We start from the raw sequence: 20,875 nt of genomic DNA, 5'->3' as shown, positions 1-20,875 counted from the left end.
GTAATGGTGGAGTCGGGTATTGGAACTGCCCGAATGACCCCTGCAAGCGCTTGTGGCGCTGATCGCGGCAGCGTCAGTCGTCAGCTGCGACGAGGAGAGTGAGCGTCGCTGCCGGGCGGTCGATGAGGACGAGTTCGTGGTAGTCGATGTGGATGGGGCCGTAGTCGTGGAACGCGTCCTTGGGAAGCTGTCCCAGTAGGTATCTGCTGGTCGCCTCGCGGATTGGGACGTAGATCTCCTGACGCAGGCGTGATGCGAGTGAATCTGGGACGTCTCCATGCTGGTTGGCCCAGGAGTGGATGACGTCGACGGCCGTCGCGGCGTCGATGGTCTCGTAGGCGTCGGGGGTGATGCGGTCGAGCCACCACTGACCGTGCCGTGGCCAGTCTTGGACGCCGGCTCCGTCGTACGTGTTCCGAAACTGCGAGTGTGCGATCAAGGCGGCCAGCACATCTCGGTTGTCCAGTGCCTCGGACGACAGCTGGAAACGCGTGGCGTCGACCCAGCGGTAGCCGTGGGAGCCCTTGCCGAAGTCGAAGTCTCGGAAGTTGATGAAGGGGCTGTCCAGGTGGACGAGGGCGGGCACTGGTTCCATGGTGGTCATCGTAGGTCTCGCGGCTACTCAATCCCATCAGGGATTCTCGGCTTGACCAGCGACTATTCCCGACGTTTCCCGTATCCGGCACCCGGATCTCCCTCGGATGCACGGCTCACAAGGTCGTGCGTCGACTGACTTCAGCTGCGTAGGCGGCCCAGTCTCCCGCGGCGGCTCGCTGCCATTTGACGGCGACGGTGATGTCGATGCCGAGGGTCCGGGCGAGGACCGCGGCGGGCAGTTCGGTGGCGAGCTGGAACAGGGCTGTCGAGCGGGTCTCGGCGAGTCGGATGCCGAGCTTGCGGAGGCGTTCGCCCATGGCCCACACGCTGATCGGGCGGCCGGGCTGGCCACCGGGGAACAGCCAGGGCGAATCCGTGCGCGCGAGGACGGCGTGACTGCGGCGAACCGCGAGCTGCCGAACAGCCAAGTCGGCGACGATCTGCGGCAGTTCGACCGGGACATCGCCGAGTCGGATGCGGATCGCTCCGTCGGTCTGCTCGATGTGGTCGACGGTCAGACGGGAGATCGCTGCGGGCCACTGGGCATAGAGGAGCAACAGCAGCCCGGCGAGGCGGTCTTCAGTCCGGATGGTGTCGTCGTGAAGCAGACGGCGGGCCGTGGCCCAACGGGCCTCGTCGTCCGTCGGCTGGGAGGGGCCGTTCCATCGCACGGCCGGGAAGCTGAGGTCGCGGGCGATCCTCTGGGCGAGAGCCCAGCGCACGAAGTTGCCTGCCTCCCGGCGATGGCGGACCTCGTCGCTGGTCATCCAGCGTTCGAGGTCGACCTGGCGGCAGGTGGCGAGAGTCAGGTCCTGGTCGTCGAGCCAGTTGAGGAGGTGGACGGCTGCCCGCAGATGCTGGCGGACGACGGTGAGCTGGGTATGTGTGATCTCCTTGCCGCGGCTGCGGCGGCGAAGGCGCCGCAGCAGGTGCCAGGTCGCATATCGGTGCAGGATCTTGCGTCCCTCGACGGTCGCGTGGGAGGTGACGAGATCCTTCACGTGTCGTTCGAGGCGGACCATCTGCTCGTCCCGCTGCGGGAGGGCCTCGGTCGCCACGAGCACGGTGCGGATGTGCTCGACGACCTTGCCTTCCGGGAGTTCGTCCAGAGCTTCGTGGGTCAAGGGCCGGCGCCCGGAGGCAAGATCCGACAGGACGGTGGAGACGATGCCCTTGGAGAGCCAGCGCATCGCGGTGCCGGCACGTTCGGCGCCGGTCAGGGCGTCGTGGAGGGCCTGCAGCTTCGGCGGTATGGCGCCCGCGTCATCGGCGAGGAGATCGTGAAGCCGCTGCTTGAGAGTGCAGCGAGGGCAGGGCCCGGGAGCCAGTAGCCGCTCGGCCTCGCCGCAGGTGGGACAAGGGCGCCAGAGTTCCGCGTCCGGTGTGGTGCAGGGGCCGCAGATGGGAGCGTCGGCGGTGCCGGAGTGGATGCCGCGGAGCCGTCCGCAGACGGTGCAGTGGGCTTGGCGCCTGTCGCAGCCGCCGCACCGGGGCAAGCCGGTCAGTTTGGAGAGCGTGCAGGGCGCGCTGCGGCCGCAGATCGAGCAGGCCAGAACGGGCAACGGGCAGCAGTTGGGGCAGAGGGGACCGTCGGCGGTGCGGGTCTGCACACGCCGTCGTTCGTCGCAGCTGATGCAGACCTCGGTGTTCGCAGGGTGGGTGACCAGGCAGTTCGGACACAGCGGACGCCCGTGCTCGTCGCGGGTCGCCGGTTCGCGCCGGGCACCGCAGCGTGCGCATTCCTCGACACGGGACTTGGCGATGCAGTTGCGGCAGACCCGTTGCCCGTCAAGCGGCTTGTCGATGCGGACAATCCGATGGCAGCGGGGACAGGCCGGCCGGACGATCCCGGCGACTCCCGCCTCCTGCAGCAGGTCGATGAACCGCAGGATGGCGCGATGCGGCGCGAGATGGCCCTCGCCGGTCAGTAGCCGGGGGTTGTCCTCCAGAGCCCAGACCAGCCTCCGCCGATAGGCGGGGCGGCTGGGTACTGACCGGTAGAGGGCTTCGGCGATCACGTCACGGTCGGCGCCCGGGGAGATCACAGCGATCACCCCGTGGACGACATCGACGGGATCACGGTCGTCGGCGTCGGGACACATCGAACAGCGGGGCAGGCCCTTGCGGTCCCGGAAGGCGAGGCGCCGGGTGTTGCCGCAGGCGGCGCATTCCGCGGTCTCCTGGCCGCAGACCGAGCAGTACCAGTCGTGGCCCTGGCGCTGGAGGGTCCGCAGGTTCTTGCCGCACTCGGCGCAGACCGGTGGCGAGATCGCCGAGGCACCGGCCTTGCGGAGTTCGATGAGCAGGTCGCCGATGGCCCGCGGTGCCGGGGACCGGCCGTCCGTGAGGACGGCGGGCCGCGTCGCCAGGGCCTGGGCGAGGCGGCGCGACTTCGCCCGGCCGCCCGCGACCGCGGTGATCACGGTCTGGATGGCGGCGGGTTCGAGTTCCTTCTCGACGTCGGTGATCAGATCGGTCATCAGGCCGATCGGGTCGGTGACGGCGCGGCCGTGATGGTCAGCGGTGGTCACGGCCGGTCAACACCCCTGATCCTGGCCCGCTTCGGCCGTAGTCCGCCGAGCCCTTCTGTGGGTTCCCCGCCGCCGCTGGCGGCGGCCTTCTTCGGCTTCTTCACGGCCCCGGCCACGGTGATGGGCTCGATGAGGTCGTCCATCGTGCAGTCCAGGATGTCGAGGAGGGCCATGAGGATCTTCAGGCTCAGCCGCTCCGGTCGCTCGACGACGAGTCGGTAGACCTGGCTCGACGACAGGGTGACTCCGCGTTCGGCGAGAGGCGGGAGGAGGTCGGTGGTGGAGAACATCCCGCGGTCCGCCATGACCTTGCGCAGGTGCCACTGGTAGTCGAGCTTGGCGGCCATCGCCGAATCCCTCCTGTCAGGCCCCGGCGAACGCCGGAGCCAGTGCCTTGTGCAGGGAAGTGTTCATGAAGTCGTCGCTGACGTGCGTGTAGATGGCCAGGGAGCTGTCGCACTCGTGGCCGACCTGCTGCTGGATGAAGCGCCGGTCCACCCCGTCCTCGGTCAGGTGCGTGACGTACGAGTGCCGCAGCGAGTGCGGGACCAGTTCCTTCGGCAGGCCGAGGGCGTCCCGGTATGACTCGAACCGGTCGTTGATCGAGCCGGGCTGAAGGCGCCCTCCCCGCTCGGTGATCCACAGAGCCGGTTGGTCGGGGAACCCGAAACGCGGGCGGACGTTCTCGACGTAGTCCGCAACCGCGTCGACGGCCCAGTCCATGACCGACAGCACGTTCCTCCGGCGTGGTGGCTGGCCCTTCTTCGCCTTGCCGTAGCGGACGTTGAGCGTGCCGTACCGGCCGAACTGGCGGGCCTGCGGGTTGCGTCCGAAGTCGACCAGGTCGAGTTTGGAGGTCTCGGTCCGCCGCAGGCCCCATCCGTAGATGACCTTGAACAGCGTGGCGTCGCGGTAGGCCGCCAAGGCGCCCTTGCGCTTGGCCCGCACCGCACGTTCGACCTGGTCGTCGGCGTAGTCGAGAAAGAGCTGCAGCTGTTCCCGGGTGAACGGTTTCGCCTCCGGGTCGCCCTCGTAGTCGTTGAGGTGGGCGATGGTGTTCCACTCGTGGCAGACCGCCACCGGGAACGTGCCGAAGGCTTCCTCGCAGGCCGGCCCCCAGCCGTAGCGGCCGTCGATGAGGAACTCGCTGAACAGGCGGACATCGCCCTGGTAGCTGCGGATTGTGGACGGCGCCAGGTGCTTCTCGCTCGTCAAAGAGAGCGACCACTCGTCCACGTGGGCCGGCGTCCACTGCCATGGGTACTCGTTCGCGAACTCCAGGAACCGTCGTATGAGCCGTTCCCGGTCGTCGACCGTCTCGTCCCTCAGTCCCCGCGACTTCTGCTGAGCACGCCAGCCCCGCAGCATCGCGTCGAACATCGCGTCCTCCGGACGCAGCTGAACCACCCCGGAGACGAGCTCCAGATGAGCCGACCCGGCCAGGGCCGCCGTGCGCTGATGCACCACTCCAGACCATCCCTTCTGGAGGGCAGATCATGCATCAGAAGGGATCATCTCGGCAACATGCCTGCTCAGGACGTTAGCTCGTAGTGGCGCTGGAGTCCTTCAGGCTCTTGCCATGACCTGGCGACCTGCAGTTTCTCGCCCGTCTGATGCAACTCCCGAGGGTTGATGTAGATCTGGGTGGTGGCGACGTTTTCGTGGCCCAGCCAGAGGGCGATGACGGTGCTGTCGACGCCGGCCGCGAGCAGGCGCATCGCGGCAGTGTGGCGCAGGACGTGCGGTGAGATCTTCTTCTCGGCCAGGGTGGGTTCGCCTTGGGCGGCGGTCGCGGCGTGCTTGGCCAGTCGCCGTTCGATGGCGTCCCGGTGTCGGCTCATCGAGGTGCCGAGTCGGGTCGGGAAGAGCGGATCGGTGGGCAATCCGCGGTGTTCGGTCAGCCACGCACTGACCACTGCGACGGTGGTGGAGGTCAGCGGGGTGATCCGCTGCTTGCGGCCCTTGCCCAAGCAGTTGACGTGCGCTCCGGTGCCCAGACGGATGTCTGTGCAGGTCAACGCGGCGAGCTCGGAGACCCGCAGGCCGGTCTGGACGGCCAGGGTCAGCAGCGCATGATCGCGCCTCCCGGTCCAGGTGGCGGTGTCCGGGGCGGCGAGGAGCGCGGTGGTCTCGGGTTCGGTCAGGTAGGTGACGAGCCTGCGGTCGAAGCGTTTGGGCGGCATGGCCAGGACCCGTTGGATGACGTCCGCATGCTCGGGGTGTCGCAGGGCAGCGAAGCGGAATAGCGCGTGCACGGCGGCCAGTCGGGCGTTTCGGGTGCGGACACTGTTGCCGCGCTCTCGTTCCAAGTGGTCCAGGAACGCGCCGACCAAGGGCGCGTCCAGATCGGGGATCGCCAAGTCGGAGGGCTGCTTGCCGGTGCGCTGGGCGGCGAAGGCCAGCAGGAGCTTGAGTGCGTCGCGGTAGGCGGCGATGGTGTGGGGGCTGGCCTGGCGCTGCCGGGCCAGTCGGTCGGTGAAGAACGCCTGCAGAGTAGGGGCGAGGGTATTCAACGGGGGTCTTTCTGGTGGGCGTCGAGGCGATCGGCCGCGAGCGCGAGCAGTTCCGGGGCGGCGGACAGGTACCAGTAGGTGTGCTTGGGGTCGGCGTGGCCGAGGTAGGTCGACAGGCGCGGCAGCATGGCCTGCACGTCGGCGCCGTTGCGGTACCAGTCCAGGAGCGTGGCGACGGCGAAGGAGTGCCGCAGATCGTGGATCCTCGGTGGGCTCGCCGGCGCGGTCGGCGTCAGTTCGGCCTGGCCGACCAGTCGGTGGAAGGTGTCCCAGACCCGTTCGTAGCGCAGGCGATGGCCCCGGGTGGACAGCAGGAGCGCACTGGAGCTCGGGGAGGGCGACAGACGGTCGCGCAGGCGCAGGTAGTCCTGGAGGCCTGTGGTGCTCGTCGGGTGCAGCGGCAGCTGGCGGGACTTGCCGAACTTGGTGTCGCGCACCGTCAGGACTTCGAGGTCGGCGTCCCAGTCCGCACGGTCCAGCCGGATCGCCTCGCCGACCCGCATGCCGGTGGCGGCGAGCAGGCGGACCAACGTCTGGTAGGTCGCGGCCCGCAGCGGGAAGGACAGTGCACCGGCGGCCCGGACCAGGGCGGCGATCTCGCGATCGGTATAGAGGTGCGGGACGGTGCGTCTCGGGCCGTGCGGGATCAGTCCGCGGGGCGGCACTTGGTGGGCGGGGTCGAGTGCGTGCAGATGGACGGCGAAGCCGCGGACCATGGACAGCCGCGCCGCCCACCAGCGCGGATCGCCCTGGTGCGGGGAGGTCGCCCAGGCCAGGGCGTGCTCGGTGGTGAGCGCCTGGACAGCGTGCGCTGCCAGGTAGTCCGCGAACTGCCCGAGGAGCTTTTCGTGGCGCTCCATCTTGAACCCCATGGCCCGGCGGATGGCCAGGTACTCCTCCAGTTGCCGGTGCAGCGGGCTCATGCTGCTTCCCCCGGCCAGGGCCGGGCCAGCGCGCGAAGCCCTTCATGGTCCACTTTCGCGTATCCCGCTGTGGTCAGTGCGTGCCGGTGCCGCAGAACCTGGCCGATCTCCTCCAATGACGCGCCCGCGTGGAGCATGGCGGTGGCCGCCGTGTGCCGCAGCCGGTGCGCGTAGATCGTCCCCAGGCCGCACCGGTGCGACGCTCTGGCCACCAACTGCGTGACCGCACCGCGTGTCAGGGCCCGATGCGGGGCCCGCGTGCCGACGAACACCTCCCGGCCCGTGGCCGCCGCTGGACGGGACCCGCTCAGGTAGGCCACGACGGCCTCTCCGACATCGGTCGGTAGCGGGAGGCGTTCGTGCCGGTTGCCCTTGCCACGCACGGTGATCTCGCCGCGCTGCCAGTCGATGTCCTCCAGTCGCAGCGCGGCCACCTCTCCGGCCCGCAGCCCCAGCCGGGCCAGCAGCGTCAGGATCGCCAGATCGCGCCGCCCGACAGCGGTGCCCCGGTCGCAGGAGTGCAACAGCGTGGCGACCTGTTCCCGCGTCAGGTACTTCGGCAGGGCGGCCAGCTTCCAGTTGGCGGCGGTGGGCACCGCGCCCACCAGCGAGTTGTCGATCAGTCCTTGCAGATGCAGGAACCGCAGCAGCGCGCGCAGGGCCGTGCCCGTGCGCTGCACCGTCGCGGGCGAGGCACTCCCGCTCCGAGCGAGCATGAACGCGATGACGTCAGCGGCACTCAGCGTCTTCAGGTCGAGACCGGCGGCACAGACCCGGGCGGCCAGGAACGGGCGGACCAGGTCGGTACTGCGCTGGATGGTCACCGCTGCCAGTCCGCGCTCGCGGGCGAGGTGGACGGCGTAGTCGGCCAGCAAGACCTCCACCGGGCCTGCCACTGGCTGCCGCACGGCCAGCGGAGCCGCCCCGATCTCCCGCAGGTACTCCACCAGCGGCCTCAGCGAACGGATCGACCGCGCGCTCCGATGCCCGGCAACCTGGCGGTCAAGGACGAACTCCTCCACAGCCTCCGTGCTCAACGCCGAGCCGTCCAACCCGCGCTCATCCAGCCAGCGGCTGAGCCGAGCCATCAGATCCAGGTGCACGACCTGCGGCTGCCGGGCGTAGCCCAGCACCTCAAGCCGGACCCGAAACCCCTCCGCAAACGGCGCCAACGGGCCCGTGACCTGGACAAAAGCAGGATTTCTCACGTTCTTCCCTCTCCATGGATGGAAGAGGGGCAACACTGATTCGGCCTCGGATTATGCCGACCTCGCTGTCCGGGACACCGCCGTCGGCCACGTCACTGGACAGCGAGGTCGGCATAACCCCCACGTCTTCATAAGACGCGTTATGCCGACGTCGGCATAACGCGTCGGCCGTGACGGTGACCCCGGCCGGGTCGAAGGGTGCCAGCAGCGCGGCGCAGCAGGTGATCTTGTTGGTCTTGTCGGGAATCCGCAGCTGGCGGCGTCGCCTTTGGTGCGCTCGAGGACGAGACCGGCATGGTCAACTTGCTGTTCGCACCGAACGTGTGGGAGTGCCACCGACGCACGCTGTCAGAATCGCCTGTCGTGCTCGTCGACGGACACGTCGAGCGTTCGCGCGGCTCGTTCAACGTCATCGTGCACCGTGCCCAGCCCGTCTCCGTCCAGGCACTCACCACTACGGCTAAGGAGCGTGGTAGGCAGGCGCCGCTGCGGGGGCGGAACCGCTTCGAACCTCGTCTCGCCGAGCCCCGCTACATCCTGGAGCTGCGACCTTGCCGGGCAGTCGTACCTCTATCCGGCAGCTGAAGATTGATCACTACAAGGTGGAGCTGCCCGGCCGACGCCTCACCATCGAGGCGCGCCCGGTGTGCCTCGATGAGGCCCGCAGCGTGATCGGCGGCCACGCCGGGCTGGTCTCCAGCGCACTGGCTGACTGCCGCTCGGGTCCAGCTCCGCCATGTGGCCGCGGACAACTGCATCTCCCTGGAATGATCATGGCCTGGGCTTCTGACCGTGCCCGGTGGGCCGAGCCGGGAAGAATCTGCTCACCGGTCCCTCTTGAGCTGCAGGCGCAGGAGCAGGCGACGTTCATGCACCTGCTGAGCTCCCTGGATTCCCCGCCAGCGACTCGGCCGAGCGAGCGGGTCCCGTGCTTTGATTGCCCAGTTGATCACGTCGAGGGTGTCCGGCATGGTCAGGGCCGTGTCTGCTTCTGCCCAGTCGCCATCGTACGAGGAACTCGCCCCGTTGGTAGTTGAGTTGCGTGTTGAGCTGGCGGCGGCGCGAGCGCGGATCATTGAGCTGGAGTCCCAGAACGCGCAGCTGAATGCCCGGCACGCGGATCTTGAGGCCCGGCTGGGGCAGAATTCGAAATCTCCTCGAAGCCGCCGTCCCTGGACGGGCTGGCGAAGCCCGCGCCGAAGTCGCTGCGAGGAAAGTCCGGGCGCGGTCCGGGCCGTCCGAAGGGGCAGCCCGGAATCACGCTGCGGCAGGTCGCCGACCCGGACCGCGAGATCGAGCACCGTCCGCAGGGGCCGTGTGCCAGCTGTGGGGCGGACCTGGCCAGCGCGAAGGAGGTCAGGGTCGAGCGGCGTCAGGTCTTCGATCTGCCCGAGCGGATCGGCCTGGAGGTGACCGAGCACCGGCTGGTGACCTGCCAGTGTACGTGCGGCGCTACGGCCCGCGCGTTGGCGCCGCAGGGGGTGGCGGCACCCTTGCAGTATGGGTCGTGTCTGGCTGCCGCAGGTGTGGATCTGAAGCACGGGCAGTTCCTGTTCACCTACCACCACTACCGCGCAGGGCAAGCTGTTCGGTGCAGTGGCCGCGGGAACCGTCGCCTCGTGGGTGCGGCGCTGCGCGAAGACGCTGGACGCCTTCGGCCGCGTGGTCGCCGCTAAGGTCGCCGGGGCACTGTTGATGTCTTCGACGAGAGCGGGTTCCGCACCGCCGACGTTCTGCACTGGCTGCACTCCGCCTCCACGGGCCTGTTCGTGCATCTGAGCGTCCACCGCAGGCACGGGGCGGGGCATCGACGCGGCCGGGGTGCTGCCCGGCTTCACCGGGATCGCGATGCATGACGCCTGGGCTCCGTACGACACCTACACCGAGGCTGTGCACGCCCTGCTTTCCGCTCACGTCCTGCGGGAGCTGGTCGCGGCGACCGAACGCGGCGGCGAGGCGGCGCGCTGCGCGGCCTACCGGGCCATCGACGCGCTTCCGGAGCCGATGAAGGCCGCCGAGGCCGCCCGCGAGGCGGGAGCCGGCCGTATCGAGGAGCAGGTCAAGGCCCGTGAGCTGCACGGACTGCGGCGAGCGGTTGCCGATGGCGTCAAGGCGACCGCCGCCCGCGCATCGAAGACCGAGGCCAAGCACCACGCCCTGTCCAAGCGCCTGCGCGACCGCCGGGAGGACTACCTGCGCTGGGTGCATGATCTGACCCTGCCGTTCGACAACAACGCGGCCGAGCAGAATGGCCAAGCTGATCAAAGTCTTCGGATGCCTGCGCACCGTGCAAGGGGCCCAGGACTTCGCCGCGATCCGCACCTGCCCCGCCGCCGCCCACTACGACCAACCCATGCTCGACGTCCTCGTCCAAGTCATGCGCGGCAGCCCCTGGATGCCCAAGGCTTCGGCGTAGTCGCGTGATGTCCGGTTTGTGATCACGTGAGGCCGAGGAGGGCGAGCGGCCGGGTGACGTCTCGGGCGTTACGGCGGAGGGCGGCGGCGATGTTGGTGACTCCGGCGAGCTTCAGGGCGCCGATGGCGAGGTTTCGCCAGGTCGCCATCGCGCGCGGTGCGTTGCCGGCGCGGAGCTGGGAGGCGTCCTCGGCGAACGTGGTGTCCCTGACGTGGTGCAGGGCCTCGATGTGCCAGTGGTCGCGGATCAGCTTCGCGAGCTGGGCGGGGGTGGCCTGGTCGGCGGTCAGGCTGGTGACGGCGTAGACGGTCTTGATGGTGGTCTTGCTGGTCTTGCGGTCGGTGCGGCGGCGCTTGATCTGGATGGTCTGGCGGGCGCCGGGGAAGAGCAGATTGTTCACGGTGGCGACCTTGGTGCGGCGGATCTCGACGCGTCCGTGACCGGTGTCCTTGGTGCGGCCCTGGAGTGGGATGTCCTTCCAGGGAAGGGACTTGAGCTGCTTGCGGAGCTTCTTCTGGTTGCCCTTGACGATCACGATGTAGTGCGCCTCCCGGCCGAGGAGGTACTCGGCGTGCTCGCGCTGGGTGTGCATCGCGTCGCTGGTGACGACCGTCCCGGCGAGGCCTGCGACGGTGTCGAGCAGGGGTTGGAAGCAGGTGATCTCGTTGGTCTTCTCGCCGACGTCCAGCTGGGCCAGCACCAGGCCGGTGGTGTGCTCCATGGCTGCCAGGAGGTGGATCCTGCGGCCCTTCGCCTTGGCGGCGCCGCGCAGGCTCTTGCCGTCCACCGACACTCCGCGCAGGTCAGCGGCACCGCTCGGTTGCGGGCGGCGGTCGGCGAGCCAGCGGCCGACCGCCTGGTCCAGCGCGTCGCCGTCGATGCGGGTCAGGAGCCGGCGGACCGTCGACTCGGCGGGCACCAGCCGCGTGGGCAGCAGCGGATCGATACGGATGCCGAGGTGCTCCAGAACCTGAGCCGGGGCGTCGGCGATCCACTCGCCGACGGCCAAGAGCGAAGTGGCCCCGGTCAGCACGGCGCACGCAGTCAGCGTGAGTACAACGGCCAGGGCGTGGCGCACTCCGCGTGGGTCACGGGGGTCCGGCACCTCGGCCAGCCGTTCCAGCAGCCCCGGGATCTCCTCGGGTACGACCTCGGGGCGCTCTCGGAGCTGGTCAAGGGCAGGCGGGATCGGCAATGATGCGTCGGCAGGCACGGTCTTCCACTTGGATCACGGGGCGTCGAGAACTCCATGATCTTGGAAGCCGTGCCTGTCTCGTTCCCGGGACCGCCCACCCGACAGATCCTCACAAGCCGGACGTTATACGACTACGCCGAGGCCTTGCCTGGATGCCCGCCACCGCATGATCCCGACCGGTCCCGCCGAGCCGACGATCCAGCTTACCCTCAACGAGCGCTTACCCAGTTACGCCAGCTTTACAGGCCCGCCATCACTGGGCCCAACTACGATCGCATTGGGTCCAGGGGCCCAACTAATTCACCGTGCGCCCCTGACTCTTGACGTTCTTCTTCTGCGGGGCGCTCAATATCACCACGCAGCCGCTGCAAGCCGGTCGTCTGCCCGCTGTCACCTCCCGCCGCATCTCAGGGAACCTCACGCTGATTGCATTCGAGGAACTGGAGCATGCCGTGGAAATACACATGAAACGGAGCCATCAATGTCACTGAGACGTGCGTGTCCTAAAATCACACGCCCGCGCCGACGTCTGCTGCTCTTGGCCGCTTCGGTTGCGCTGATCGCTGGCTCCGCGTTGCCCGCGTCCGGAACCGCGTGGTCGAGCGATGGCTCGTCGTCGTTCGACCTGTCCGGGAAGGGCGTTCTTGTGCGCAAGAACGCAAAGGACCTGTCGGCCAAGGAAAAGAAGGATTTCGTCGATGCGCTGTTGAAATTGAAGGCAACTGCATCCCCCTACGAATCAAATCTGAGCTACTACGATCAGTTCGTAGCGTGGCACAAATCGCTCATGACCTGCGATCCCAGCGACCCCATGATGGCAATGCCCATGATGATGGGTCACGCCGGGCCCGACTTCCTTCCGTGGCACCGGCTCTACCTAAGGCTCTTCGAGCGCGCCCTGGACCAGGTCAGCGGCAAGTCCATCTCCGTGCCTTACTGGGACTGGACCGATCCTGCCAGCACGGCCGCCGTATTCTCACCCGATCTGATGGGCGGGAACGGTGACCCGAGTAAGGGCTTCGCGGTCACCACCGGACCCTTCCGGCAGGGCCAGTGGAAATTGAACATCAATCCGATGGGCCAGGAAACGGAGTCGGCTACCGAATACATCACGCGTAACATCGGAGCGGCTCCTTTCACGAACTTGCCGACAGCGGCCGACGTGAACGCAGCCCTGGCAGCTCCACGCTACGACGCCGCACCCTACAACACTGACAGCGATACAAGTGTGAGCTTCCGCAACGCCCTTGAAGGTTTCACTCCGGGCGGAGTAACCAAGACGAGCTGCTCGGCGGACGGCGTGATGGAGCAGGAGTTCGATCTGAGTGTGCCTCCGAAGATGCACAACTCTGCGCATACCTGGGCTGGGGGTCTCCTCGGGTTCACCGCAGATGGGCAGCTGCTCAAGGGAACCATGATGCAGATATCCGTCTCGCCCAACGACCCGGTCTTCTTCCTCAACCACGCCAACGTCGACCGGCTGTGGGATCGGTGGCAGAGCACCCACTGCGGGAGCACTTATGAACCGGCTTCAGGGTACCCGATGAATTCGGCGGGCGACATCCTGCAGCCCTTCGATAGGGCCGGAATCAAGGCCTCGCCGAGCATGCTCGAGGCCGTCCGAACACTCGGTTACCGCTACGACACCAGCCTCAAGGAGTGCAAGCAGAAGCCCTCCAAGTCGGCGGAAAGTCCAGTCGCGTCCGGGCACACTCACTAACCTCGATCTTTCGTGACGATCCGTCGGTTCAATAAACGAGTCACGAATTCTCCCTCCTGGCAAGGGACCGCCAGCGCCACACCGACGCCGAGTGCGACGCCCAGAGGGAACGCGATGTTACGAGACCATCAGCCGCTTATTCTCGTTGCTCATGAACGGCTCCCGTTCGCCATCGACCGGATTGCCCGGTACGAGCCCACCGTGGCCTCGTTCAAAGGACCAGTCGATTGCCGAATCTGAATCGGGGGAGCACGGCCGCCTCGGCCGCCCGCTCCGGCGGTCGGCCTGATCGGTGACAACACGGACCGCCTGGCCGGCGCGTGCCGTTGCCATGCTGTAGGACCGCACCGGCCCCTTGCCACCCGGACCGAACGCCCTCACTTACAGCCGTGAACGGCTTCTTCGGCTGCCCCGTACGGCCTCGGCGCCGGGTGTACGCGATTGCTCGGCGCCCCCAGGTCTGAGCCCGAATCCACCGGGCGATCGCTGTCGGGGAGGTTCCGCAGAACGAAGAGATGCCTTGCGACCTGCGATGATGGGAGTTCTCTAGGCTCCACCACGCACAATCAGCAAGGCATCTCGTAAGTGCAATCATCTCACGCTGTCCCGGCCGTCTCCGTCGTGTTCGACGAGTCGAATCTGATCGCGGACGCGGGGCTGGTCCCACTGGTCCGCCTGGCCGAGCGCGCCGGCCTGCCCGCCCTGGTCGGCGACAGGTTGCGCATCGAAGGCACCGGCAGCGGTGCCGGTGCCCATCCGGGTGCGAAGGTGATGACGCTGGTCGCGGCGATGTGCGCCGGGGCCGACTCGATCGACGACACCGACCGGCTCCGGCACGGCGCGGTGGGCCGACTGTTCGGCGGGGTGCGAGCGCCGTCCACCCTGGGCACCTTCCTGCACGCCTTCACCCACGGGCACAACCGCCAACTCCATTCGGTGCACCGGGACTTCCTCGCCCGCCTGGCCCGGACCACCCCCCTGCTGCCCGACGTCGACCGGGTGGCGTTCGTGGACATCGACCCCACCCACCGACGCGTCTACGGCCGGGCCAAGCAGGGCGCCGAGGTCGGCCGGTTCAAGGGCGTACGCACCCTGCACCCGATCCTCGCCACCCTCTCCACCCCGTCGGCCCGCCCGGTGATCGCGGCGGTCCGGCTGCGGCGGGGCAAAGCGGCCGACGCCCGCGGAGCCGGGCCCTTCACCGCCGAGGCCCTCGCGGCCACCCGGCAGGCCGGCGCGAGCGGCACGGTGATCGTCCGCGCGGACAGCCAGTTCTACAACGCCGACGTCGTGGCCGCCTGCCGCCGGGCGAACGCCCGATTCTCCGTGACCGTGCGGATGAACCCGCACGTCGCCGCCGCGATCAGCGCCATCGACGAGGCCGCGTGGACGGCGATCCGCTACCCGGACGCGTTCGTGGACCCCGACACCGGCGAGCTGGTCTCCGACGCCGAGGTCGCCGAGACCACCTACACCGCGTTCACCGGCCGCAAGAAGGCCGAGCACGTCACCGCGCGCCTGGTCGTGCGCCGCGTCCGCCGCCTGAACACCGAGGTCACAGCCGGGCAGGGCGAGCTTTTCGCGGCCTGGCGCTACCACCCGGTGTTCACCGACAACCCGTTCGAGATGCTCCAGGCCGAGCTGCAGCACCGCCAGCACGCCGTGATCGAGCAGGTCATCGCGGACGGCAAGGGATCGGCCCTGGCCCACCTGCCCTCCGGCAACTTCCAGGCCAACGCCGCCTGGCTGACCCTGTGGGCGATCGCCCACAACCTGCTGCGGGCCGCCGGCAGCCTCGCCGGCTCCTTCCACGCCCGGGCGACCACCGCCACCCTGCGGGCCCACCTGGTCAACGTCCCCGCTCGGCTGGCCCGTTCAGCCCGTCGGGCAACACTCCACCTGCCCGACCGATGGCCCTGGCAGCACGCCTTCACCGACCTGTTCGACACCGCCCACGCACCACCGGGCTGATCGCAGACCCGACCACCCCGCCCGCCAGGGCCCAACCGGAGCAAACGTGGAAGAGCTGGGCAGACCAGCGGACACCCCACGCCCTCCAGCCGGTCACCCCGACAGAAGCACCGAAACCATCACCCGAAATCAGCCCGGTGGATCCGGGCTGAGACGGCTCCAGGGAGACTGCCCTGCGCTGCCCGGCCACGCCGCGGCCCCGGCCGCTGGCGTGGTCCGGGGCCGGGAATTGAAGGCGTCAGTTGTCCTGGGACTTGCGCCTTGCGCCGGCCTTGGTGCGGGCGGCACGCGATACGGCCGACGTCGCGGTGGGCCATCACCCGACGATGGTGCGGGCGCTGGCGGAAGGCTGCTGGTGGGCGACCCCTTCCGAGAAGGAGGGCGCGGCCGGCACGTACAAGAAGGGCGTGTTCGGGCATTGAGCTTTTTCAGCGTTGCCTCTCCAAGGTGAGCGGCTTTGGTTGCTGAGGTCAGGGTCGTGTCCCGCTTGGTGGTGTAGCCGATCATTCGGTGGGCGTGTTGGTGGTGTTGGGTAGTGCGGGGGCGCTTTCGGGGAGCTTGGCCGGGTAGAGCTGGTCCATGCTGCCTTCGGGCAGGTAGCGGCGGGGGAAGGCGATCCACTCGTCGTGGAGTTCGAAGAGCACGGCGGTGACCAGTCGCAGGAGCGCGTTGTCGTTCGGGAAGACCTGGACGACGTCGGTTCGGCGTTTGATCTCGCGGTTGATCCGTTCCAGCGGGTTGGTGGACTGGATCTTCTTCCAATGTCGTTCCGGGAAGGGTGCGAAGGCGGTCAGGTCGTCTTTTGCTTCCAGCAGCATCGCCTTGACCTTCGGGAACTGCGTGCCGAGCATGCCGGCGACGGTGTCGAGCTGGGTGCGGACCGCCTCGGCCGTGGGCTGGGCGAAGATCGTGCGGATCGTCGCGGCGACCATCTCGGCCGCCTCCTTGTTGATCGCGCTGAACACGTTGCGCAGGAAGTGGACCCTGCATCGTTGGTAGGCGGCGCCGATCATGACCTTGCGGATGGCCTTGACCAGCCCCAGGTGGTGGTCGCCGATCACGAGTCGGACCCCGACGAGGCCGCGTTGACGCAGGGAGCGGAGGAACTCCGTCCAGAACGCCTCGGTCTCGCTGTCGCCGACCATCACTCCCAGCACCTCGCGGCCGCCGTCTTCGGTGATTCCGGTGGCCACGACCACGGCCCGGGAGACGATCTGGTGCTCGACCCTGGCCTTGCAGTAGGTCGCGTCCAGGTAGACGTAGGGGAAGCGGACGTGGTCCAGGGGTCGGCTGCGGAAGGCGGTCAGCTGACCGTCCAGGTCGGCGCAGATCCTGGAGACCTCGCTCTTGGAGATGCCGGTGTCAGCGCCCAGGGCCTTGACCAGGTCGTCGACGGAGCGGGTGGACACGCCGTGGACGTAGGCCTCCATGATGACCGCGTAGAGTGCCTGGTCGATGCGGCGGCGCCGCTCCAGCAGCGCGGGGAAGAAGCTGCCCGCCCGCAGCTTGGGAATCGCCAGATCCAGGTCGCCGGCCGCGGTGGTCACTGTCTTGTCGCGGTGCCCGTTGCGAAACGCGGTGCGGGTGTCGGTGTGCTCGTTCCACTGGGCGCCGATCCTCGCGGTGGCCTCGGCCTCGATCAGCTCCTGGAGCATCCGCTCGGCCACCCCGCGGACGAGTTCGAGCCCGTCTGCCGAACGTAGTGACTCCAACAGGCGTAGTAGGTCAGACTGGGACAGGGCCACCGTGCGTCTCCTTCGTTGAACTGGCCGTTCACTTGGGAGAGTTGCACGGTGGCTGACCTATGTTCAGGGGGTGTGAGGCCCTCGTGGGTGTGCGCCCCGGGAGCGAGCCCGCGCACACCTCATCGATGATCGGCTACACCACACAGCGGGACGCCATCGAGGTCAGCCTGTTGGGCTGCAGCGGGCGCGCTGGAAGATGCGTCATCGCTTGACGGTGGCGACGCTGCGTTCGACGGGATGCCGCAGTCGGGCGTGGGCCCGGTTGAGCGATTTCTGCCCGGCGGTGAGCTCGCCGCCGGGCGGGCGTCCGGTGGGGACGGCGAACGTGCCGCCCGCGCCGGTGCAGGCCATGTCGGCCAGGGCGGGGACGCGGAGCCGGACGCAGGTCTTCACGATGCGGTGGGTGCGGGCCGCGGTCAGGTCGTGGGTGCGGCCGGGCAGGGCCGGTGAGATCCATACCAGCTTGCCCCAGGGATCGGTGATGACCTGCAGGTTCACGCCGTGGCGGCGGTGCTTTCCTGAGTAGTCGGCACGGCCGACGCCGACGCGGTTGCACTCGGCCAGGGTGCCGTCGACCAGCACGTACTCGGGATCCGCCTCGCGCAGGGCCCTCGTCAGCCCGCGCGCGCGGCGGGCGAGGAGGTCGGTGACCTGGTGGACGTATGCGTGGGCGGTCCCGACGCTGATCCGGAAGCCGGCGGCGATCTGGGCGAGAGTGTCGTGCTTGCGCAGGTACACCACTGCGACCAGCGCCCGCTGGGAGGGGCGGAGCTTGCACTGGCGGTCACCCTCCTGGGTGACGATGAGCATGGTGACCCACTCAACGAGCGCGTGTGGCAGGTCCAGTTCGGCAGGATAGGTGACCACCAGGGCTTCCCGGCAGAAGAGTTGAGATCGGATGTCTCACTCAACTGCATGGGAGCCCTGTCCGTTCTTCCCCGGTCCACAACTGCCCGGCCGTCACCCGATCGGTAGCCACTCTGAAAAGGCTCCCACACGGCCTCCGCCTCCCGAAGCTCGACCTGAAGAGTCTCCGCCCGCCGCCGAGCGGCGCGTTCACGTTCCTCCAGCAACCCGATCACCGACGGCATCCCGGTACCTCCACCGAAGAGACGACACGACACCCCGTCCCTGCCGCCGAAACACGACCCCTACGCGCCTGACCAGCGGAAACGCACCCGGCACTCTCGGAAAGACGACGGCTTCTTACCGCCATCACTTGTTGCCAAGCAAAGAAAGGCCACTGGGCCCATAGGCCCAACTTTTCAGTTGGACATGGATCTGATATTGACGCACCGAGACAAGGGTGCTATCCCTATCTCCACCGCATTTCACTTGCGCCACTCCGTACTCATGGGAATCCTTGACGGAAGGGATATTGAGATGTCCTCCACGAAGAGAATGGTAGGCGTCACTCTTAGCTCGCTAGTAATTGCGGCGGCTAGCTTTGCAACGGCCCCTGCCGCTTCGGCGGCGGTAGGTCAAAAAGTATGCGGAACGGGCTTTACATCCCCGGGTCTTTGCCTCCAGGAATATAGTAACGGATATAACATTTCATATACCAATAATATGAACACTTACTTCCGTGCCGACTTCAATCTGGTTTGCAATGATGGAACATATGGGGATCTTGGGGCTTTCATTATAGGACCGTATCGGACGTACACATATTTCTTTGCGGTAGGAACTAAGAACGTGTGCCAAGGGAAGCTGATTTCTCTTACCGACAACGGTTTCTACATGATGACCCCACCCCTGTACGGGTGATACCTCCGACCCGTGGCCGGGCTGCGACCGACGGCGCAGCAGCTGTGGTGCAAAGACAAGGCGACGGCGCGGCGCGGACGCCAGGCGAAGGTCCAGCCTCAGCGTTTCACCATGAGTACCGGGGGTGCTGACGGGGTGTGATCCAAAAGGAAAAGGTGCCGTCCGACCTGCGATGATCCGGCTTGTCGAGAACAAGATCGTCGTGGGGTGGGGGGCACCTTTTCCGTGCAGCAGCGTAGCGAACAGTTCAAGGGTCTGGCCATGTCCGCAGACGGCAGGGGGCAGGTCGGTCACGCCGGAGGCGTGCATCTGCAGCTGCTCGCCAAGCGGATGGGGCTGCCCGGGGCGTTGTCGTCGGCGATGGCCCGCGAGGGCTTCACGCCCGGGCATTCTCGTGGTCAGGTGCTGACCGACCTGGCCTGCGCGATCGTGCTCGGCGCGAGCGGTATGCGCGACATCCGTCTGCTGGAGCACCAGCGGCAGGTGATCGGCGCCACCGCCTCGGTGTCCACCGTCTCCCGGACGCTCGGCGAGGTGGAGGAGCGGGAACTGCACCGGATTGCTTGGGCGCGCGCCGTGGTGCGTCGCCGGGTCTGGACTCACCTCACCACCCGTAACCAGGTCTTTCCCTGGACCACCGTGGACGGCCGGGCCCTTGAGGGCTGGACCGTGATCGACTCGGATGCCACCGTCGTTCCCGCCCCTTCCGAGAAGGAGGGCGCGGCCGGCACGTACAAGAAGGGCGTGTTCGGGCACTGCCCCCTGCCCGCGTACTGCGACAACACCGGCGAGCTGCTCACCCAGCACCTGCGGCCCGGCGACGCCGGGGCCAACGACACCGGCGACAACATCGCCATCCTTCAGGCCGCGGTCGAGCAGCTGCCGTGGCAGTACCGCAAGAAGATCCTGTTCCGCATCGACGGGGCCGGGTTCTCCCACGGCCTGCTGGACTGGATCGCCGGCGCAGGTGGCCGCCGCAGTCCCTCGTTCACCTGGGAGTGCTCCATCGGCTGGGCCTTCGCCGAGCGCGAGCAGGCCGCCGTGGAGGTCCTGGACACCCACGGGCTGTGGGAGAACGCGATCGGCCCCAACGGGCAGGCGCGTGAGGACGCGTTCGTCGCCCGACATCACCGGCCTGCTCGGCGGCCTCACCACCTGGCCATCACACCACCGGGTGATCGTCCGCAAGGAACCCCTGCACCCCCGCTACCTGAAGGACGCGTCCGCGTACGAGAAGAAGCACAACATGCGGTACCAGGCCTTCGCGACCAACACCCGCCGACGCCAGCCGGCCTGGCTGGACTGCCGGCACCGCACCCACGCCCGCGTCGAGCCGAAGATCCGCGACAGCAAGGCACAGGGCCTGGACCTGTTTCCCTCGCAGGATATGAAGGCCAACCGGGCGTGGCTGCTGACCGTCGCCCTGGCCTGCGACTTACGGGCCTGGCTGCAACTCCTCGCGCTCGACGGCGAGCTCGCCACCGCAACCCCGAAGACCCTGCGCTACCGCTTCCTGCACGTCCCCGCCGTCCTGGTCCGCAGACAGCGCCGCCGCAGGCTCAAGATCCCCCGCACCTGGCCCTGGGCGAAGGAGATCGCCACCGCCTTCGCCCGGATCCTCGCCCTGCCCACCCCAGCCTGACCGGCGACCCCGGTCCTACCGAACACCAGGAGGAGGTCACCTCACAGTTCACCGGGCCCGTGGAACCCGGCGCCACCGGCACGACAGCCGACGCGCAGCCCTACCCGGCCCCGCCCCCGGAAGGAACGAAAGCGACATCACGGGCACAAGATCAACAGGCCGCAGTGGTGAGGCAAAGAGACAGGGTCCCCAACGCCTTCGCCCGACTCGAGTCCTGGCAACTCCTACGATGGTCCCGCTGCTCGACCAACCGCATCGGCCGGACCATCACTGAGCTCTTTCAGAGCGGCCACCGATCGGGTGACGGAGCCGAGGCGGCAGCCGGCACGCCCGACCGCGATCCCGCTGGTCCGGGTGGCCGTCAACGGCGGATGCGGCTCCACCCTGCCGAGCAGCAGCTGAAAGGGCTCACTGCCGTCCACACCTTTCTGACCTGGCGAAACCCAGGATGAAAGACGTTCGCTGCGTGCGGCGAGACTGCACCCGTTTCTTCGTGTCGACGCAACCCAACCAAAACTGAGCCCACCAACTGCCCCTCGTCTGTCACCCGACGCCGCCACGACGCCCAGTAGGGCAACAGGGGCCCACCATGTTTTACGGCCGATCTGACTGGGCCCGCAGTACTAGGTTTTGAAAGATTTCCTCCT

General features: G+C 67.9%; 16 protein-coding genes and 2 pseudogenes. 7 read left to right on the top strand and 11 right to left on the bottom strand.

The features are described 5' to 3' along the window. Positions 1-73: 73 nt before the first annotated feature. The 8 genes from OG689_RS42980 to OG689_RS42945 form a co-directional block, all read right to left on the bottom strand. A complete protein-coding gene (locus OG689_RS42980) occupies positions 74-595 on the bottom strand; it encodes a hypothetical protein (RefSeq protein WP_266328885.1) in 522 nt (173 codons plus the stop codon). Positions 596-710: 115 nt separating this feature from the next. Then, complete coding sequence (locus tag OG689_RS42975) at positions 711-3,128, bottom strand: site-specific integrase (protein WP_266328883.1); 2,418 nt, start codon at positions 3,126-3,128, stop codon at positions 711-713. Beyond that, positions 3,125-3,475 (bottom strand): helix-turn-helix transcriptional regulator, encoded by a 351-nt coding sequence (locus tag OG689_RS42970; RefSeq protein ID WP_266328881.1) that lies wholly within the window; start codon positions 3,473-3,475, stop codon positions 3,125-3,127. Before OG689_RS42970 ends, OG689_RS42975 begins: the two co-directional genes overlap by 4 nt. 16 nt (positions 3,476-3,491) lie before the next feature. Beyond that, positions 3,492-4,595: a tyrosine-type recombinase/integrase gene (locus OG689_RS42965; RefSeq protein WP_266328879.1), complete on the bottom strand. Its 1,104-nt coding sequence runs from the start codon at positions 4,593-4,595 to the stop codon at positions 3,492-3,494. A gap of 65 nt (positions 4,596-4,660) precedes the next feature. Beyond that, positions 4,661-5,641, bottom strand: coding sequence for a tyrosine-type recombinase/integrase (locus OG689_RS42960; RefSeq protein ID WP_266328877.1), 981 nt, complete (start codon positions 5,639-5,641; stop codon positions 4,661-4,663). Continuing rightward, positions 5,638-6,564, bottom strand: a complete 927-nt coding sequence (locus OG689_RS42955; protein ID WP_266328875.1) for a tyrosine-type recombinase/integrase — start codon at positions 6,562-6,564, stop codon at positions 5,638-5,640. Before OG689_RS42955 ends, OG689_RS42960 begins: the two co-directional genes overlap by 4 nt. Then, positions 6,561-7,772: a tyrosine-type recombinase/integrase gene (locus OG689_RS42950; protein WP_266328873.1), complete on the bottom strand. Its 1,212-nt coding sequence runs from the start codon at positions 7,770-7,772 to the stop codon at positions 6,561-6,563. Before OG689_RS42950 ends, OG689_RS42955 begins: the two co-directional genes overlap by 4 nt. An 824-nt stretch (positions 7,773-8,596) precedes the next feature. Next, the gene (locus OG689_RS42945) at positions 8,597-9,511 is read right to left on the bottom strand and encodes a hypothetical protein (RefSeq protein WP_266328871.1); all 915 of its coding nucleotides are present in this window, start codon (positions 9,509-9,511) and stop codon (positions 8,597-8,599) included. 82 nt (positions 9,512-9,593) lie between these two features. Between OG689_RS42945 and OG689_RS42940 the strand changes: the two genes are divergently transcribed. After that, the gene (locus OG689_RS42940) at positions 9,594-10,196 is read left to right on the top strand and encodes a transposase (protein WP_266328869.1); all 603 of its coding nucleotides are present in this window, start codon (positions 9,594-9,596) and stop codon (positions 10,194-10,196) included. Positions 10,197-10,210: 14 nt separating this feature from the next. On the opposite strand, the gene OG689_RS42935 is transcribed toward OG689_RS42940, so the two are convergent. Next, positions 10,211-11,401: an ISAs1 family transposase gene (locus OG689_RS42935; protein WP_266328846.1), complete on the bottom strand. Its 1,191-nt coding sequence runs from the start codon at positions 11,399-11,401 to the stop codon at positions 10,211-10,213. Positions 11,402-11,703: 302 nt separating this feature from the next. Between OG689_RS42935 and OG689_RS42930 the strand changes: the two genes are divergently transcribed. From OG689_RS42930 to OG689_RS42915, 4 genes are all read left to right on the top strand, one after another. Further along, on the top strand, positions 11,704-11,874 hold the full coding sequence (locus tag OG689_RS42930; RefSeq protein WP_266328867.1) for a hypothetical protein: 171 nt from the start codon (positions 11,704-11,706) through the stop codon (positions 11,872-11,874). A gap of 155 nt (positions 11,875-12,029) precedes the next feature. Beyond that, entirely contained in the window at positions 12,030-13,103 is a 1,074-nt protein-coding gene (locus OG689_RS42925; protein ID WP_266328865.1) for a tyrosinase family protein, read from the top strand. 585 nt (positions 13,104-13,688) lie between these two features. Beyond that, positions 13,689-15,074 (top strand): IS1380 family transposase, encoded by a 1,386-nt coding sequence (locus OG689_RS42920; protein WP_266328790.1) that lies wholly within the window; start codon positions 13,689-13,691, stop codon positions 15,072-15,074. Positions 15,075-15,316: 242 nt separating this feature from the next. Continuing rightward, the gene (locus OG689_RS42915; protein WP_266328863.1) at positions 15,317-15,496 is read left to right on the top strand and encodes a hypothetical protein; all 180 of its coding nucleotides are present in this window, start codon (positions 15,317-15,319) and stop codon (positions 15,494-15,496) included. Positions 15,497-15,577: 81 nt separating this feature from the next. Here OG689_RS42915 and OG689_RS42910 read toward each other — a convergent pair whose 3' ends face one another. Both OG689_RS42910 and OG689_RS42905 read right to left on the bottom strand, forming a co-directional pair. Then, positions 15,578-16,819 carry an IS256 family transposase gene (locus tag OG689_RS42910; RefSeq protein WP_266328861.1) on the bottom strand — a complete coding sequence of 414 codons (1,242 nt, stop codon included), beginning with the start codon at positions 16,817-16,819 and terminating at the stop codon, positions 15,578-15,580. 204 nt (positions 16,820-17,023) lie between these two features. Continuing rightward, positions 17,024-17,686, bottom strand: a pseudogene (locus tag OG689_RS42905) (transposase family protein); the annotation flags it as partial. 1,161 nt (positions 17,687-18,847) lie between these two features. On the opposite strand from OG689_RS42905, the pseudogene OG689_RS45130 reads away from it, so the two are divergent. Continuing rightward, positions 18,848-19,486, top strand: a pseudogene (locus tag OG689_RS45130) (transposase); the annotation flags it as partial. Between the two features lie 202 nt (positions 19,487-19,688). Then, a complete protein-coding gene (locus tag OG689_RS42895) occupies positions 19,689-20,228 on the top strand; it encodes a transposase (protein WP_266328857.1) in 540 nt (179 codons plus the stop codon). Positions 20,229-20,875: the final 647 nt, after the last annotated feature.

It is taken from the genome of Kitasatospora sp. NBC_00240, from assembly GCF_026342405.1.
In the GTDB taxonomy this organism is placed as follows: Bacteria; Actinomycetota; Actinomycetes; order Streptomycetales; family Streptomycetaceae; genus Kitasatospora.
The sequence above is the reverse complement of the archived record's forward strand: the minus strand, read 5'-3'. Positions and strand labels throughout refer to the sequence as shown.

Excerpts from the sequence above, each read along its gene's own strand:
- OG689_RS42980 (WP_266328885.1), bottom strand. The coding sequence starts at position 595 with ATGGAACCAGTGCCCGCCCTCGTCCACCTGGACAGCCCCTTCATCAAC.
- OG689_RS42970 (WP_266328881.1), bottom strand. The coding sequence starts at position 3,475 with ATGGCCGCCAAGCTCGACTACCAGTGGCACCTGCGCAAGGTCATGGCG.
- OG689_RS42955 (WP_266328875.1), bottom strand. The coding sequence starts at position 6,564 with ATGAGCCCGCTGCACCGGCAACTGGAGGAGTACCTGGCCATCCGCCGG.